The sequence below is a fragment of the Arthrobacter sp. MMS18-M83 genome (assembly GCF_026683955.1).
GTDB lineage: Bacteria > Actinomycetota > Actinomycetes > Actinomycetales > Micrococcaceae > Arthrobacter.
Genome location: NZ_CP113343.1, coordinates 3,960,101 through 3,973,693, shown reverse-complemented (window position 1 = coordinate 3,973,693; position 13,593 = coordinate 3,960,101). Strand labels below are relative to the sequence as shown.

14 protein-coding genes and 1 riboswitch are annotated in these 13,593 nt (G+C 64.4%); of the genes, 8 read left to right on the top strand and 6 right to left on the bottom strand.

Annotation, left to right across the window (positions count from 1 at the left end; genetic code table 11):
• Positions 1-140 precede the first annotated feature (140 nt).
• The gene (locus OW521_RS18820) at positions 141-1,469 is read left to right on the top strand and encodes a glutamyl-tRNA reductase (RefSeq protein ID WP_268021088.1); all 1,329 of its coding nucleotides are present in this window, start codon (positions 141-143) and stop codon (positions 1,467-1,469) included.
• Between the two features lie 162 nt (positions 1,470-1,631).
• Here OW521_RS18820 and OW521_RS18815 read toward each other — a convergent pair whose 3' ends face one another.
• Both OW521_RS18815 and moeB read right to left on the bottom strand, forming a co-directional pair.
• Positions 1,632-2,624: an SDR family NAD(P)-dependent oxidoreductase gene (locus OW521_RS18815; RefSeq protein ID WP_268021087.1), complete on the bottom strand. Its 993-nt coding sequence runs from the start codon at positions 2,622-2,624 to the stop codon at positions 1,632-1,634.
• 33 nt (positions 2,625-2,657) lie between these two features.
• Positions 2,658-3,857: a molybdopterin-synthase adenylyltransferase MoeB gene (moeB, locus tag OW521_RS18810; protein WP_268021086.1), complete on the bottom strand. Its 1,200-nt coding sequence runs from the start codon at positions 3,855-3,857 to the stop codon at positions 2,658-2,660.
• Between the two features lie 85 nt (positions 3,858-3,942).
• On the opposite strand from moeB, the gene OW521_RS18805 reads away from it, so the two are divergent.
• Genes OW521_RS18805 through OW521_RS18795 form a run of 3 tightly spaced genes read left to right on the top strand, consistent with a single transcriptional unit; the run spans position 3,943 to position 5,213 of the window.
• The gene (locus tag OW521_RS18805) at positions 3,943-4,599 is read left to right on the top strand and encodes a TetR/AcrR family transcriptional regulator (RefSeq protein ID WP_442781178.1); all 657 of its coding nucleotides are present in this window, start codon (positions 3,943-3,945) and stop codon (positions 4,597-4,599) included.
• A gap of 50 nt (positions 4,600-4,649) precedes the next feature.
• A complete protein-coding gene (locus tag OW521_RS18800) occupies positions 4,650-4,874 on the top strand; it encodes a DUF3107 domain-containing protein (RefSeq protein ID WP_268021085.1) in 225 nt (74 codons plus the stop codon).
• Positions 4,875-4,910: 36 nt separating this feature from the next.
• On the top strand, positions 4,911-5,213 hold the full coding sequence (locus OW521_RS18795; RefSeq protein WP_268021084.1) for a hypothetical protein: 303 nt from the start codon (positions 4,911-4,913) through the stop codon (positions 5,211-5,213).
• A gap of 36 nt (positions 5,214-5,249) precedes the next feature.
• On the opposite strand, the gene OW521_RS18790 is transcribed toward OW521_RS18795, so the two are convergent.
• The 4 genes from OW521_RS18790 to thiO all read right to left on the bottom strand — a co-directional run bounded on the left by OW521_RS18790 (position 5,250) and on the right by thiO (position 8,360).
• Complete coding sequence (locus OW521_RS18790) at positions 5,250-5,915, bottom strand: 4a-hydroxytetrahydrobiopterin dehydratase (protein WP_268021083.1); 666 nt, start codon at positions 5,913-5,915, stop codon at positions 5,250-5,252.
• A 64-nt stretch (positions 5,916-5,979) separates the two neighbouring features.
• Entirely contained in the window at positions 5,980-6,786 is an 807-nt protein-coding gene (locus OW521_RS18785) for a thiazole synthase (protein WP_326493976.1), read from the bottom strand.
• 3 nt (positions 6,787-6,789) lie between these two features.
• Positions 6,790-7,026 carry a sulfur carrier protein ThiS gene (gene thiS / locus OW521_RS18780; protein ID WP_268021082.1) on the bottom strand — a complete coding sequence of 79 codons (237 nt, stop codon included), beginning with the start codon at positions 7,024-7,026 and terminating at the stop codon, positions 6,790-6,792.
• The gene (gene thiO, locus OW521_RS18775) at positions 7,023-8,360 is read right to left on the bottom strand and encodes a glycine oxidase ThiO (RefSeq protein WP_268021081.1); all 1,338 of its coding nucleotides are present in this window, start codon (positions 8,358-8,360) and stop codon (positions 7,023-7,025) included. Before thiO ends, thiS begins: the two co-directional genes overlap by 4 nt.
• A riboswitch (TPP riboswitch) is annotated at positions 8,352-8,471 on the bottom strand. (Overlaps the previous gene by 9 nt.)
• 26 nt (positions 8,472-8,497) lie before the next feature.
• On the opposite strand from thiO, the gene thiE reads away from it, so the two are divergent.
• The 4 genes from thiE to OW521_RS18755 all read left to right on the top strand — a co-directional run bounded on the left by thiE (position 8,498) and on the right by OW521_RS18755 (position 13,588).
• Positions 8,498-9,187, top strand: a complete 690-nt coding sequence (gene thiE, locus OW521_RS18770) for a thiamine phosphate synthase (RefSeq protein ID WP_268021080.1) — start codon at positions 8,498-8,500, stop codon at positions 9,185-9,187.
• Positions 9,188-9,224: 37 nt separating this feature from the next.
• Positions 9,225-10,733: an RNB domain-containing ribonuclease gene (locus OW521_RS18765; protein ID WP_268021079.1), complete on the top strand. Its 1,509-nt coding sequence runs from the start codon at positions 9,225-9,227 to the stop codon at positions 10,731-10,733.
• A gap of 288 nt (positions 10,734-11,021) precedes the next feature.
• Positions 11,022-12,716 carry a DEAD/DEAH box helicase gene (locus OW521_RS18760; protein ID WP_268021078.1) on the top strand — a complete coding sequence of 565 codons (1,695 nt, stop codon included), beginning with the start codon at positions 11,022-11,024 and terminating at the stop codon, positions 12,714-12,716.
• Between the two features lie 8 nt (positions 12,717-12,724).
• Complete coding sequence (locus OW521_RS18755) at positions 12,725-13,588, top strand: DNA-methyltransferase (protein WP_265977041.1); 864 nt, start codon at positions 12,725-12,727, stop codon at positions 13,586-13,588.
• Positions 13,589-13,593: the final 5 nt, after the last annotated feature.

Below are 13,593 nucleotides of genomic sequence, written 5' to 3'. Positions count from 1 at the left end.
TTGTGCCGAAGATCGGGCCCAAAAGATAACGACAGCCTGTCCCACACCATGGGACGTGGCGGGCGTCACTCCAAGCAGTGCGGAGAACCACTGCCGTGCGTTGTTCTACATGGCGCCGAAAAAGCTATGATTGCTTTGCTGTGGTTCTTTTCTCATTGGTGGCTACACACGCCGACATCGACCTTGAAACCGTCGCTCAGTTGAGCAACGGTTCATCCGAGGTTGCCTCGTCCGCTTTGGCCGACTCCCAACTTGTCTCCGGCGCCGTGGTCCTGGCCACCTGCAATCGCTACGAAATCTATGGCGAAACGCCGCATGTCGAGAACCTCGAAGCCGCGCGCTCGGCGCTCGTCACTCAGATCAGTGGCTTGAGCGGGCTCAACGAGCAACTCGTGTCACGCGCCTTCAGCACCCGCACCGGGCCGGAAGTCAGCAGGCACCTCTTTGCCGTGAGCGCCGGACTGGACTCCGCCGTCGTGGGCGAACGCGAAATCGCTGGACAGGTGCGCCGCGCCCTCATCACTGCCCAGCATGAAGGAACCGCAAGTTCAGGACTTGTCCGGCTATTCCAGGCCGCTTCCAAGACCGCCAAGGACGTCGGGGCCCAGACTGCCCTCGGTTCGCGTGGCCTGTCGATCGTTTCCGTTGCCCTGGACCTCGCCACGGATCTCTCGGAGAACGCCGACTGGAGCACCAAGAAGGTCGTCGTCTTCGGAACCGGCGCCTACGCCGGAGCCACCATGTCACTTCTTCGCGAGCGGGGCTGCACCGATGTGTCGGTCTATTCGTCGTCCGGCCGGGCCGAGGCTTTTGTGGCGACCCGCGGCGGAACCGCGCTCGACGCCGAAACCCTTCCTGCCGCCGTCGCCGCGGCGGACGTCATGATCGGCTGCAGCGGATCGGACACGCGCGTGGAGGCCGCGGAACTTGCCAAGGTCCGCGCGTTGTCCCCTCAAACGCTCATCGCGATCGACCTCGCGCTCACCCACGATTTCGATCCTGCAGTGGGCGAGCTCGACGGCGTCGAGCTCCTGACGCTCGAATCCATCCGCTTGGCAGCGCCCCAGGAACAGGCGGAGTCGCTGGCACAAGCGAGCGCTATTGTGTCCGGCGCAGCAGCAGCCTTCGAACAGGAGCGGGAGGCCCGCTCTGTTGACTCGGCCATTGTGGCGCTGCGCCGCCACACCATGAGCGTCCTCGACGCCGAAATGGAGAAAGTCCGGGCGCGCCACGGCTGCACCGCCGCAGCCGAAGAAGTCGAGTTCGCCCTCCGCCGTATGGTCAAGCAATTGCTCCACATCCCCACGGTCCGTGCGAGGGAGCTTGCCGCCAACGGCCAGCAAGACGAGTACGTGGCCGCACTCGAGGCCCTGTACGGAATCCAGGTGGAACAGCCTGTTGCCGCTGCCCCGGCAACTGAATGCCCTGTGGACCACCAACAGGCACCTCAGCAGGCTGAAAGCGCATAGTCGCACACGCGACGCCGCCCGCCCCAAGCGGTTCGCAAGCCCCATGCCGCAAGAGCATGCGCTCCCCTGATCGCCAGGACTGGACATAACAGGGTTATGTCCAGCGGCATTGACCAAGAATGAGCATGTCCCTTGCTGTGGTGGTTCGGGAACCGCGGGGTCCTACCCGAACGCGTTGACGGCCGTTATTTCCGCGGAGACGGCCCACAACCGTTGCGCCGCTTCAGGATCCACGGCGTGCGCGTCGACGCCCTGGTACCGAGCCAGCGGCGAGGCCGGGTCCGTGGGGTTGGCGATGTCGCAGTCTTCGCAATACACCCCGCCCATGCCATCCAGGGCCGGTGACGTGGCTGCCCACGTGGACGTGGCGGCTCCCTGCTCCGGAGTCTTGAAACCCTCCCTGACGTTGCCTTCGGCATCCATCCACCCTGCGGCAACCATTTCTTCCCGTGGCAGGTGGCGCTGCAACTCGGTCATGATGCCTCCGGGATGGACCGCAAAGGCCCGCACGCCGAAAGACCGGCCCAGGCGGTCCAGTTCCACGGCGAACAGCGCATTGGCCGTCTTTGCCTGGCCGTAGGCCTTCCATTTGTCGTAGCCGGTCTCGAAATTGATGTCCTCGAAACGGATCGGCGAGAGTTTGTGTCCTGTGGAGGACAAGGACACGACGCGGGCCGAGCCGGCAGCCGCCAACGCGGGCCACAACGTGTTGAGAAGCGTGAAGTGGCCCAGGTGGTTGGTGGCGAACTGGGATTCCCAACCCGGACCCACGCGCTGCTCCGGGCTAGCCATGATGGCCGCGTTGTTGATCAGGATGTCCAGTGTTGGGTTCGATTCCAGGAAGCGTGCCGCGAAATCCTTCACCCCCTCCTGGTCGGCCAGATCCAGGGCCTCCACGGTCACTTGTTCCGGCCCCAGACCGGCCGAGGTGAGGACTTCTTTCGCGTGCTCGGGCCGCCTGGCTGGAACCGTGACCCGCGCCCCGGCAGCGGACAATGCCCGTACCGTTTCCAGGCCGAGCCCGGAGTAGCCCCCGGTGACAATGGCCGTTTTACCGTGGAGGTCCACCCCGGTGAGCACGTCCGACGCCGTGGAACCGTGGCCGAATCCCGATCCGATGGGATGCTGCGGTGTTGTCAAGGAATCCTCGCTCATGTCAGGGCCTTTCGTGTTCAGTACGCTGTCGGGTCAGTAGACCGGCTTGCCGGGCTCGACGTCGCGCACCCAAGCCAGGATCCCGCCGTCGAGATGGCTGACGCGCGTGTAACCGGCACGCTGTGCTGCCGCGAGCACCGCAGCGGAACGGGTGCCGCCCTTGCAATGGAACACGATCTCTTTGTCCTGCGGAAGCTCCGTCCAAGCCTCCCCCGCCAGGATCCGTCCCTGCGGGATGAGCACCGAGCCGTCGATGTTCACAATCTCGTGTTCACCAACCTCCCGGACGTCCACCAGTTCGAAGTCGCGTTCCCCCGCCGCGCGAGCCGCGAGCATCGCGGAAAGTTCGGTGGCCGTGACGGTCGGAACCGAGTCGCCTGGGGGCGCAGGGGTAATGCCGCAGAAAGCCTCGTAGTCGGTCAACTCGGTAATCGGTTCGGCCTCCGGATCCTTGGAAACCTTGATTTCCCGCCAACTGCCGCCGAGCGCGTCAAAGAGCGCCACGCGCCCAAGCATCGAACGCCCGACGCCGGTGATGAGCTTGATTGCCTCTGTCACCATGAGTGAGCCGACGGCGGCGCACAGCATGCCGAACACGCCGCCTTCGCCGCAGGACGGGACAGAGCCGGCCGGAGGTGCCTCCGGATAGAGATCGCGGTAGCTGGGGCCGTGCTTCTCCCAGAACACGCTGACCTGGCCGTCGAAGCGGAAGATGGATCCCCACACATAAGGTTTGCCGAGAATGGCGGCAGCGTCGTTCACCAGGTACCGCGTGGCAAAGTTGTCCGCGCCGTCCAGGATGAGGTCGTAGCCGGCGAAGAGCTCCAGAGCGTTGGAAGAGTCCAGGCGCACGTTGTGCAGTTGGACGTTCACGAGCGGGTTGAGTTCCTTGATGGCGTCCCGCGCAGATTCAATCTTCGGCCGGCCCACGTCGGCCACCCCGTGGATGACCTGACGCTGCAAGTTGCTGAGGTCGACGACGTCGTCGTCCACAATGCCAAGCGTCCCCACCCCGGCTGCGGCCAGGTAAAGCAGGGCGGGTGAGCCCAATCCACCGGCACCTATCACCAGCACTTTCGCGTTCTTGAGCCGTCGCTGACCGGCCGCTCCGATTTCGGGAATAATGAGGTGGCGCGAGTAGCGTTCCACCTCTTCGGTGGTCAGCTCTCCGGCCGGTTCCACGAGGGGAGGCAGTGAGGACGGCAACGTTTGGGCAGCAAAAGTAGTGGCCATACTCCAAAGTATGCCTGCCGGTGCCGCCCGGTCATATTACTGCGCAGTATTGTGGTCATAACTGCAAAGGAAAGGCGGCAGACAAGTGGCTGAGAGCGCACGTATCAAACAGGAGGCCCAGGTCAAGCAAGACCGGACCGTTTCGCCCCGCTCGGCGAGGCTGCCACGCGATGAACGCCGGGCCCAGCTCCTGAACGCCGCCCTGGAAGTGTTTGTTGCCAACGGCTTCCACGGCGCAGCCATGGACGAAATCGCCGAGACTGCCCATGTCAGCAAGCCGGTGCTGTACCAACACTTCCCGTCGAAGCGGGAGCTGTACATGGCACTCCTGGACAGCCATCTGGCCATGCTCACGGACCAGATGCTCACGGCACTGAATTCGACCTCGGACAACAAGGAACGCGTCCAGGCCGTCATGCGCGCCTACTATCGCTTCATCGCGGCCGATGACCAGGCGCATCGGCTCGTTTTCGAATCCGACCTCATCAATGACCCGGACGTCAGTTCCCGCCTGGAGACTTTCAACCGCACGTTCGCCGACGCCGTCGCCAAGGTCATTGCCGAAGACACCAAGCTGCCCCCGCTGGAGGCACAGTTGCTGGGCCGGGGCCTGGCTGGAATGGCGCAGGTCAGCGCGCGCTATTGGCTCGAAACCGACGGCGATTTGGACCTCGATGTGGCCAGCGACCTGATCTACCGTTTAGCTTGGCGCGGAATCAGTCGCTTCCCCAAAGAGTCCTAGGCTACAAATAGAGGACTGTGTAAATTCTTGATTGGCTGGGAGGCCCTGCTGTGGAAGTAAAGATCGGCATTCAGAACGTTGGCCGTGAGATCGTGCTGGAGTCCGCTCTGGATGCCGAGGCTGTTGCCAAGATCGTGGGCGACGCCATTGCCAATGGAACAGACTTGCGTCTCACCGACGAGAAGGGCCGCCAGGTCATCGTCCCCGGCAACGTCCTCGGCTACGTTGAGATCGGGGCCGAGGAAGTCCGCAGGGTCGGTTTCGGCGCCCTCTAAGCTTCACCTCAGATCACCAGCGAGCCAGGAGTCCGCATGCTCTCACTTGTCATCGTGGCGCTAGCCACCATCGCTTCAGGCTTCATTGTCTGGGGAAATGACAAGCATCGTGGCACCTACGGAATCGCCGTCCCCGCCTGCGTTTCGGTAGCCGTCGCCATGCTGAGTTGGATGGTCTTCATCCAGCTCGGCTTTGGCTACCAGCCCGGCGTGACCTGGATCCCGTGGGTCTTGCCCATCATTCTGGGCACTGCGGCGGCCGCGGTTGTCGCGTTCTTCCTGGGCCGCCATCGGTTCCGGCACGACACTGCGCAGCTGACGGCAGCCCTGCGGCTCTAGCTGGTGCTGAAGCTCCTGCTGGCGCTAAAGCTGTGATTACAGATCCGGCTCGTCGCCTGCTTCGGTGCAGAGGCACAACCTATTTCCTTGTGAATCCGTGACCACCACCCATTTGGGTGCGTGGTCATGGTCCATTAACGCCCCGGTAGCGGCGGTCTTCTCCACGGCGGGTTCCGATTCAGCCTGGCTTCGGTGCACGTCCAGGTGGAGCCGGTTCGGGTTGGGAGTTTGGGTTTCCTGGAACCACACGTTGGGCCCGCGGCCATAGGGATCCTCAAGGCCTCCGGACCGGCCCTTGCGGTATCCAAGCGCCACTCGCCAGACTTCCGAAATTCCTCCGGGATCAGGGGTGTCTATTCCAACCTCAACCGTGCGGTGGAGTCCCGGCTCGGCCACGGCCCCGGCTTCCTTGGCTGCTTGGCTGGCGCGGGTGGCTGCGCGGATGTCGCGCTGCGTTACCTCGCTCCCGGCGTCGTGGGACGTATAGCGGACGAACACCCGGTTGTACCGCCAGTCCAGGTCCGGGTGGTGGTTCTGTTCCTCGGCGATGTGCCCGACGGCGGCAATCAGTCCAAGCGCGGCAGCCGAGGTCGGGCATTTGTAGGCGGTGACGAGACCGCCCAGGCGGTACCGCCAGTCTGGCAGCTCCGCCAAGGCGTCGTTGATCGCGGACCCGGTGAGAACGTCATCCTTGCCGGCCATGGGGGGGCTCCTTCGCTGACGTGGATTCCTTCGCAGGATGCCCCCTGCGTCCGGCAGAAGCCCCCTAGAGGAACTCGGCCCGACCTTCCATGGCTGAGGACGCCAGAGCGTGCTCCCGGCGCGGGATGCGGCCCGCCTGCTTCGCCAGCCTACCGGCGATGACGGCGTGTTTGAAGGCCTCGCCCATCTGCACGGGGTTCTGGGCCCGGGTCACGGCGGTGGCCAGCAGTACGGCGTCGCAGCCGAGCTCCATGGCAAGGGCGGCGTCGGACGCGGTGCCGATGCCGGCGTCGAGGACTACCGGCACTGAAGCACGGGAAACAATCAGCTCAATGTTGTGGGGATTCAGGATGCCCAAACCGGTGCCGATTGGCGCCCCCAAAGGCATCACGGCGGTAGCCCCGAGGTTTTCCAAGCGAAGCGCCAGCACAGGGTCGTCGTTGGTGTAGGCGAAGACCTTGAAGCCACGGTCGACGAGTTTTTCGGTGGCATCCACGAGTTCCACCGCATCCGGCAGGAGCGTGTGCTCGTCGGCGATGACCTCGAGCTTCACCCAATCCGTTTCCAGTGCCTCCCGGGCAAGCTCGGCTGTCATGACAGCGTCCTTTGCGGTAAAACAGCCGGCGGTGTTTGGAAGGACACGGATCCCGTGATCCACGAGCAATTGGAACAGTGAGCCTGTTTCCGTGGGCGAGTACCTGCGCATGGCAACGGTGGTGAGTTCGGTACCCGAGGCCAGCAGGGCTGCCCCCAGGCCGTCCAGGCTCGGCGCTCCGCCGGTCCCCATGATGAGGCGCGAGTTGAACTCAACGCCGTCGATCACCAAGGCGTCGGTTTGGGTGCTTGCTGTTTGAGTGCTTGCTGTGGTCATGGTTCAACCTCCCTGTACTGCGGTAACGATTTCGAGTTCGTCGCCTTCTGCGAGCGCGGTTGCAGCCCATTGGCTGCGTGGCACCACTTCGGAATTGCGCGCGACGGCGACCCCAATCTTTCGTCCGTCGGCCGCCTGGCCCTTGGCATCCAAGGCGCGTCCAGTGATGTGGGTGACGAGCGTGGTCACGGAGGCGTCGTCGCTCAGCGTGTGATCGGCGCCGTTCAATTTGATGTTCATGCGTGGTCCTTCGTAAGAGGGTCTAAGGTGGCAGGCTGCGAGCCGTTTGTCGCGACGCCCGCTTGTGCGGGTGGTTTGGAGAAGCGGTCCGGGCGGAACTTGTTCCAGCGTGGATCGCCAGTGCCGTCCATGAGTCCGACGCAGATTTTCGCGGCTGCCGGGGTCAGGAGCACTCCGTGCCGGAAGAAGCCGCTGGCCACAATGAGGCCGGGCACGATGGGGCCGTGCACTGCGCCTTCAGTTCCTTCGGGGCCGGCGCCTGTTGCCACCCTTCCCAGCAGGGGTGCGTTGTCCGGTGTCCCCGGACGGGCGCGGGCAGTGGCTTCCAGGAGTTCCAATTCTGCTACGGCCGGTACCAGCACCTGCGCGTCGCGGAGCAATTGGTATACCCCACCGGCCGACACCGAGTTCGCGGATCCACCCGAAGTCGACAAGCCGTCCTCGCGTTGCGTTGCGCCGATCACCACTGTCCCGTCCTCCCGGGGGACGATGTAGACCGGCACCCCCCGCACCATCCCGCGGACCGTTGCGGTAACCAGGGGCCGAAGGTGTTCCGGAACGCGCAGCCGCAGTATGTCGCCGTACACGGGGCGTAGCGGGAGGGACAAGCCATCCGGCAGTCCGTTCAACCGGGCAGCGTGCAGGCCGTTGGCCACCACTGTTTCCTTGGCCAGCACCCGTGTGCCTGACTCGAGCTCAGCCCCGACGACGCGCCCGTCCTCCCACAGAAGGCTCGCCGCCTTGTTGCGGACCGCAAAGCCATCCTCGGCCCCCTCAACCCAACTGGAGTCACCTGGTTGGTGGTCTCCCAGCGCGCCAACAATCGCACCCGCAAGTTTTCGCGGATCCACTTGGTGGTCCCCGGGAATGTGGAAGGCACAGGAAATCTGGGGGCTCAACAACGGCTCACGTTCGCGTGCCTCGCGCAGGGGCACAGATTCCACCACCAAACCGTTGGCCAGCTGGACGTCCCGGAGGTCGGCGAGCGCCCGGCGGTCCGCAGCGTCCGCGCCGACGGCGAGGGTCGGCGTCGTGCGGTATCCAGTACTACGTCCGGTACTTGAGCCGGACAAGTGACGTTCGAAGTCCGGCCACAAGGCCGACGATTCGAGCATGAGTTCCAGGAGGTCCTCTTCCTGGTAGTGCAGTTCGCTGACGGGCGCCAGCATGCCCGCTGCCGCAAACGTAGCGCCGCTGGCCGGCGCGGGGTCGATGAGGACCACCGAGCGGCCGGACCTGCGGGCCTCCCACGCGATCCCGAGGCCGATCACACCGCCCCCAATCACCGCCACATCGGCGTGCAGGGGTTCGTGCTGAGTGTTCATTTCGTCCATGGAGTCCTTCCCTACGCCGGTACTAGCCGGATCAGGTCAAGCGGTCGGCGCTGAAGCCCTCTCAGCCGCGCGGCGATTGTGACTGCCGCCGCGGCTCCCGCGGTACCAGCCCAGTTTAGAGGAACTACTCTGTTTCCATGACCCAGCACGATGTCCACACCACCGCCCGCCTGTACCTCTGCACCGACGCCCGCAAGCAACAGGCTGACTTTGAGCAGTTTGTCGATGCCGCATTCGAGGGCGGCGTGGACATCATCCAGCTGCGGGACAAGACCATTGAAGCGGCCGAGGAACTGGAACTCCTGGAAGTCCTGCATTCCGTGGCGCACCGTCACGGCCGTCTCTGGGCCGTTAACGACCGCGCAGATATCGCGTCCCTCTCCGGCGCTCCGGTGTTCCATATCGGCCAGAAGGACATCCCGCTGCGCTCGGCCCGGAAGCTGCTCCACGACCCCACCATCATCGGCCTTTCGACCCACACGCCCGAACAGATTGACGCTGCCATTGCCGCATCGCCTGGCCGCAGCGGCCTGGACTATTTCTGCGTCGGACCGGTGTGGGCAACCCCCACCAAGCCCGGGCGTTCCGCCGTCGGGCTCGATCTCGTGAAGTACGCTGCCGAGGCCATCAAGAAGGCAGACGCGGAGACAGTGGGCGGCGTTGTGCTCCCTTGGTTCGCAATCGGCGGCGTTGATCTCAGCAACGTTGAGGAAGTGGTGCAAGCCGGCGCCAGCCGCATCGTGGTGGTCCGGGCCATCACTGAGGCAGAGGATCCAACGGCCGCAGCCCAAGCGCTCCTTGCCGCCCTGGACGCCGCGGCGGCTTAGCAAGACTCCGGGAGATTTTGGAGTTACCCTGACTTTCGTGTCACATCAGCGGATAGCACCGAATCTCAGTGAAACGTCGAACGCGCTCGCAGAGGCGCTGGCGGCGCTTCGAACTGAGCTTGAGCTGCCTGCCGGCTATCCCATCGAAGCGCTGCGCGACGCCGAAACTGCGGTTTCCGGTCACGCGCTGCCGGCGCAGGACCTCACGGAGATTCCGTTCATCACGATCGACCCGCCATCTTCCACGGATCTCGATCAAGCTCTTTTCATTGAGCGATCGGGCAGTGGTTACAGGGTTCTCTACGCGATCTCCGACGTACCCTCCTTCGTCACTCCGGGAGGGGCGCTCGACGGCGAGACCCGTCACCGCGGGCAAACGTACTATGCCCCGGACGGGCGCATCCCGCTGCACCCCGAGATCATCAGCGAGCGTGCCGGAAGCCTGCTGGCTGGTCAGACGTGCGGCGCCTTCGTATGGGACTTCGAACTCGACGCCGAGGCGGAGTCCCGCACGGTCTCCGTACGTCGGTCCAGGGTTCGCAGCCGCGCCAAGCTCAACTACAAGGGCGTCCAAGCGGAGATCGATTCCGGAACAGCTGATCCGGTCCTGCAACTCCTTAAGGAGGTAGGGCTCAAGCGGGTGGAACTCGAACGCCGCCGAGGCGGAGCCAGCCTGAACATGCCGGAGCAGGAAATCGTCCAACTGCCCGACGGCGAGGGGTACAGGATCGTCGCTGCTCCCCCGTTGCCGGTGGAAGACTGGAACGCCCAGATTTCGCTTATGACCGGGATGGCCGCAGCCCAGCTGATGCTCGACGGAAAAGTGGGCATCCTGCGCACCATGCCCGCCCCCGATGAGCGCTCGTTGCTCCATTTCAAACGGCAGACGGGCGCCCTCGGCAAGCCTTGGCGCGACGGGATCAGCTACGGCGAGTACCTGCGCACCCTCGATGCCAGGGACCCCCGGCAGCTGGCTATCCTCCATTCGGCAGGGATGCTCTTCCGCGGCGCCGGCTACACGCCTTTCGACGGCGAGGTACCAGACGGCGTGATGCAGTCCGCGATCGGAGCCCCGTATGCCCACGCGACCGCTCCGTTGCGGCGGCTGATCGATCGCTTCGTCTTGGTCATCTGTGAAGCCCTGAGCACCGGGACGGCAATTCCCGGGTGGGCACGGGACGCCCTGCCGAGCTTGCCTGCCATCATGGCGTCATCCGATCAGCTTGCCGGGAAACTTGAGCGCCTGGCCTTGGACACTGTGGAGGCAGCGCTCTTGGTGAACCATGTCGGCCAGGAGTTCGACGCCGTCGTCATCTCCGGGTCGAAACCCGCCAAGAACAACGGCAACGGCAACGGGAATGGCACCAACGGTAACAACGGCAACGGGAACGGAGCCCCGCACGGTCCCTACGGCATCGTCCAGATCGCCGAGCCCGCGGTCACCGCTCGTTGCGACGGCGAAATGGAGTCCGGCACGAAGGTCCGCGTGAAACTGCTTGACGCGGACATCGCCACCCGCCAAGTCACCTTCGAGTTGCTCGCGTAGCGGAGTCCGCTTGCAGGCCCGGGGGCGTGATCCGGGGTTTATCGCCCCCAGACGCTAGACTGTGTGAGTAGTAATGGATGCCCGGTCGTTGATTCAGTTAATTTTTTGACATCAACAAGCCCGCCCCTACGCGATCTTGAGATACACCAGCTGGTCCCCAGTGCCAGTATTTAGATAGCCCGCGATCGGCTTCCACTGGATTTGCTTGCGCCCATCCGTGCTCCGGAACGGCCCTGCCACAACCGTTGAGCACGCAGCGCAGCCCAAATGAATAAGGAAAACTCCACTGTGAGTGAATTGCACACCCATGAAGTTCTGACAGACGGAACCGAAACGATCGAACCCGAGGAGACCATTTCCTCGGATGAAATACCCCACGAGATCGCAGAAAAGTCCTTCGCCGATTACAACGTCCGCGCCGACATCGTTGAATCCCTTGCCGACGCCGGAATCACCCACCCCTTCCCCATCCAGGCCATGACCCTCCCGGTAGCCCTGGGCGGTCACGACATCATCGGTCAGGCCAAGACGGGTACCGGAAAGACCCTCGGCTTCGGTATTCCGGCCCTGCAGCGCGTCGTCGGACCGGACGACGCCGGCCACGACAAGCTCGCTGTCCCGGGTGCACCCCAGGCCCTCGTGATTGTTCCTACCCGCGAACTCGCCGTTCAGGTGGCCAACGACCTCCAGACGGCATCCCGGAAGCGCAACGCGCGCATCGCCACGATCTACGGCGGCCGCGCTTACGAGCCCCAGATCGAGGCCCTGCAGAAGGGCGTCGAGGTTGTCGTCGGCACGCCCGGCCGTTTGATCGACCTTTACAAGCAGAAGCACCTGAACCTCAAGAACGTTCGCATGGTGATTCTCGACGAAGCAGACGAGATGCTTGACCTCGGCTTCCTCCCGGACGTCGAGACCCTGATTGCCGGAACACCCGCTGTCCGCCAGACCCTGCTGTTCTCGGCCACCATGCCCGGCCCGGTCATCGCCATGGCCCGCCGCTACATGACGCAGCCCACTCACATCCGTGCCGCCGACCCGGATGACGAGGGCCTGACCAAGCGCGACATCCGGCAGCTCATCTACCGTGCCCACAGCATGGACAAGGTCGAGGTAGTCGCCCGCATCCTGCAGGCCCGCGGACGCGGCCGGACCATCATCTTCACCAAGACCAAGCGCACCGCAGCCAAGGTCGCCGAGGAACTCGTGGACCGCGGCTTCGCAGCCGCCGCCATCCACGGTGACCTGGGCCAGGGCGCCCGCGAGCAAGCCCTCCGCGCCTTCCGCAACAACAAGGTGGACGTCCTCGTGGCCACCGACGTCGCCGCCCGCGGCATCGACGTCGATGACGTCACGCACGTGATCAACTACCAGTGCGTCGAAGACGAAAAGATCTACTTGCACCGCGTTGGCCGCACCGGCCGCGCCGGCAACAAGGGCACGGCCGTGACGTTCGTCGATTGGGACGACATGCCGCGCTGGGGTCTCATCAACAAGGCGCTGGGCCTGAATTACCCGGAGCCTGTGGAAACCTACTCCTCGTCGCCGCACCTCTTCGAGGAGCTGGACATCCCTGCGGGCACCAAGGGCCGCCTGCCCCGCGACAAGCGCGTTCTGGCCGGTGTCGACGCTGAGGTCTTGGAAGACCTCGGCGAGACCGGAAAGAAAAACTCGCGCTCCAGCGGCGATTCCGGGCGTGGACGCTCCGGCCGCGACAGCGGACACGAAGGTGGGCGCCGTGGCGCGAAGTCCGGTGATGCTCCCTCTCGCGAGGGCAGTGGCGAGGGTGGACATAACCGCACGCGCCGCCGTCGTACTTCCGAAGGCGACGCGGCCCCCGCCGAAGCTGCAGCCCAGTCTGCCGAGCCGCAGTCCGGCGAAGGTGCGGACAAGCCTTCCCGCGCACGCCGTTCGCGCACCCGCCGCCGCAACGGCGAAGTGGTGGCCGCTTCCGGTGGTTCTGCCGAGAGCACCGAGGCTTAACGGCCTCAATGACTGACACTGTTTGGGCGCCGGACGGCAGCAATTTGGTGGTTCACGCGGACAACGCGGATTTCCTCCCGACGCTGCCGGACGGCGCCTTCACACTGATTTACGTGGACCCGCCCTTCAACACAGGCCGCGTCCAAAGCCGCCAGGAAACGCGCATGGTGCGCAACGCCGACGGCGACGGCGACCGCGTCGGCTTCAAGGGCCGCTCTTATGACACCATCAAAGGCGCCCTGCACAGCTACGACGACGCCTTCAGCGACTATTGGTCCTTCCTGGAACCCCGCCTCGTGGAGGCCTGGCGCCTACTCGCCGAGGACGGCACCTTGTACCTGCATCTGGACTACCGCGAGGTCCACTACGCGAAGGTCATGCTGGATTCGATCTTCGGCCGGGAATGTTTCTTGAACGAGATCATCTGGGCGTACGACTATGGCGCCCGCGCCAAGAACCGTTGGCCCACCAAGCACGACAACATCCTCGTGTACGTGAAGAACCCCGCTAAATACCACTTCGACAACGCCGAGGTGGACCGCGAGCCGTACATGGCACCCGGCCTCGTGACGCCGGCCAAGCGGGAACTGGGGAAACTCCCGACCGATGTGTGGTGGCACACCATAGTTTCGCCCACCGGCAAGGAAAAGACCGGCTATCCAACGCAAAAGCCGGAAGGCCTGGTCCGGCGTATCGTCACCGCATCCAGCCGGCCGGGAGACTGGTGCCTGGACTTTTTCGCTGGGTCCGGCACGCTCGGTTCAGTCGCGGCGAAGCTTGAGCGCAAGTTCGTGTGCGTGGACCAGAACGCCCCGGCTATCGACGTGATGCGGAAGCGTCTGGACGGCAAAGCCACTTTCTACCCCAACTAGTCCCC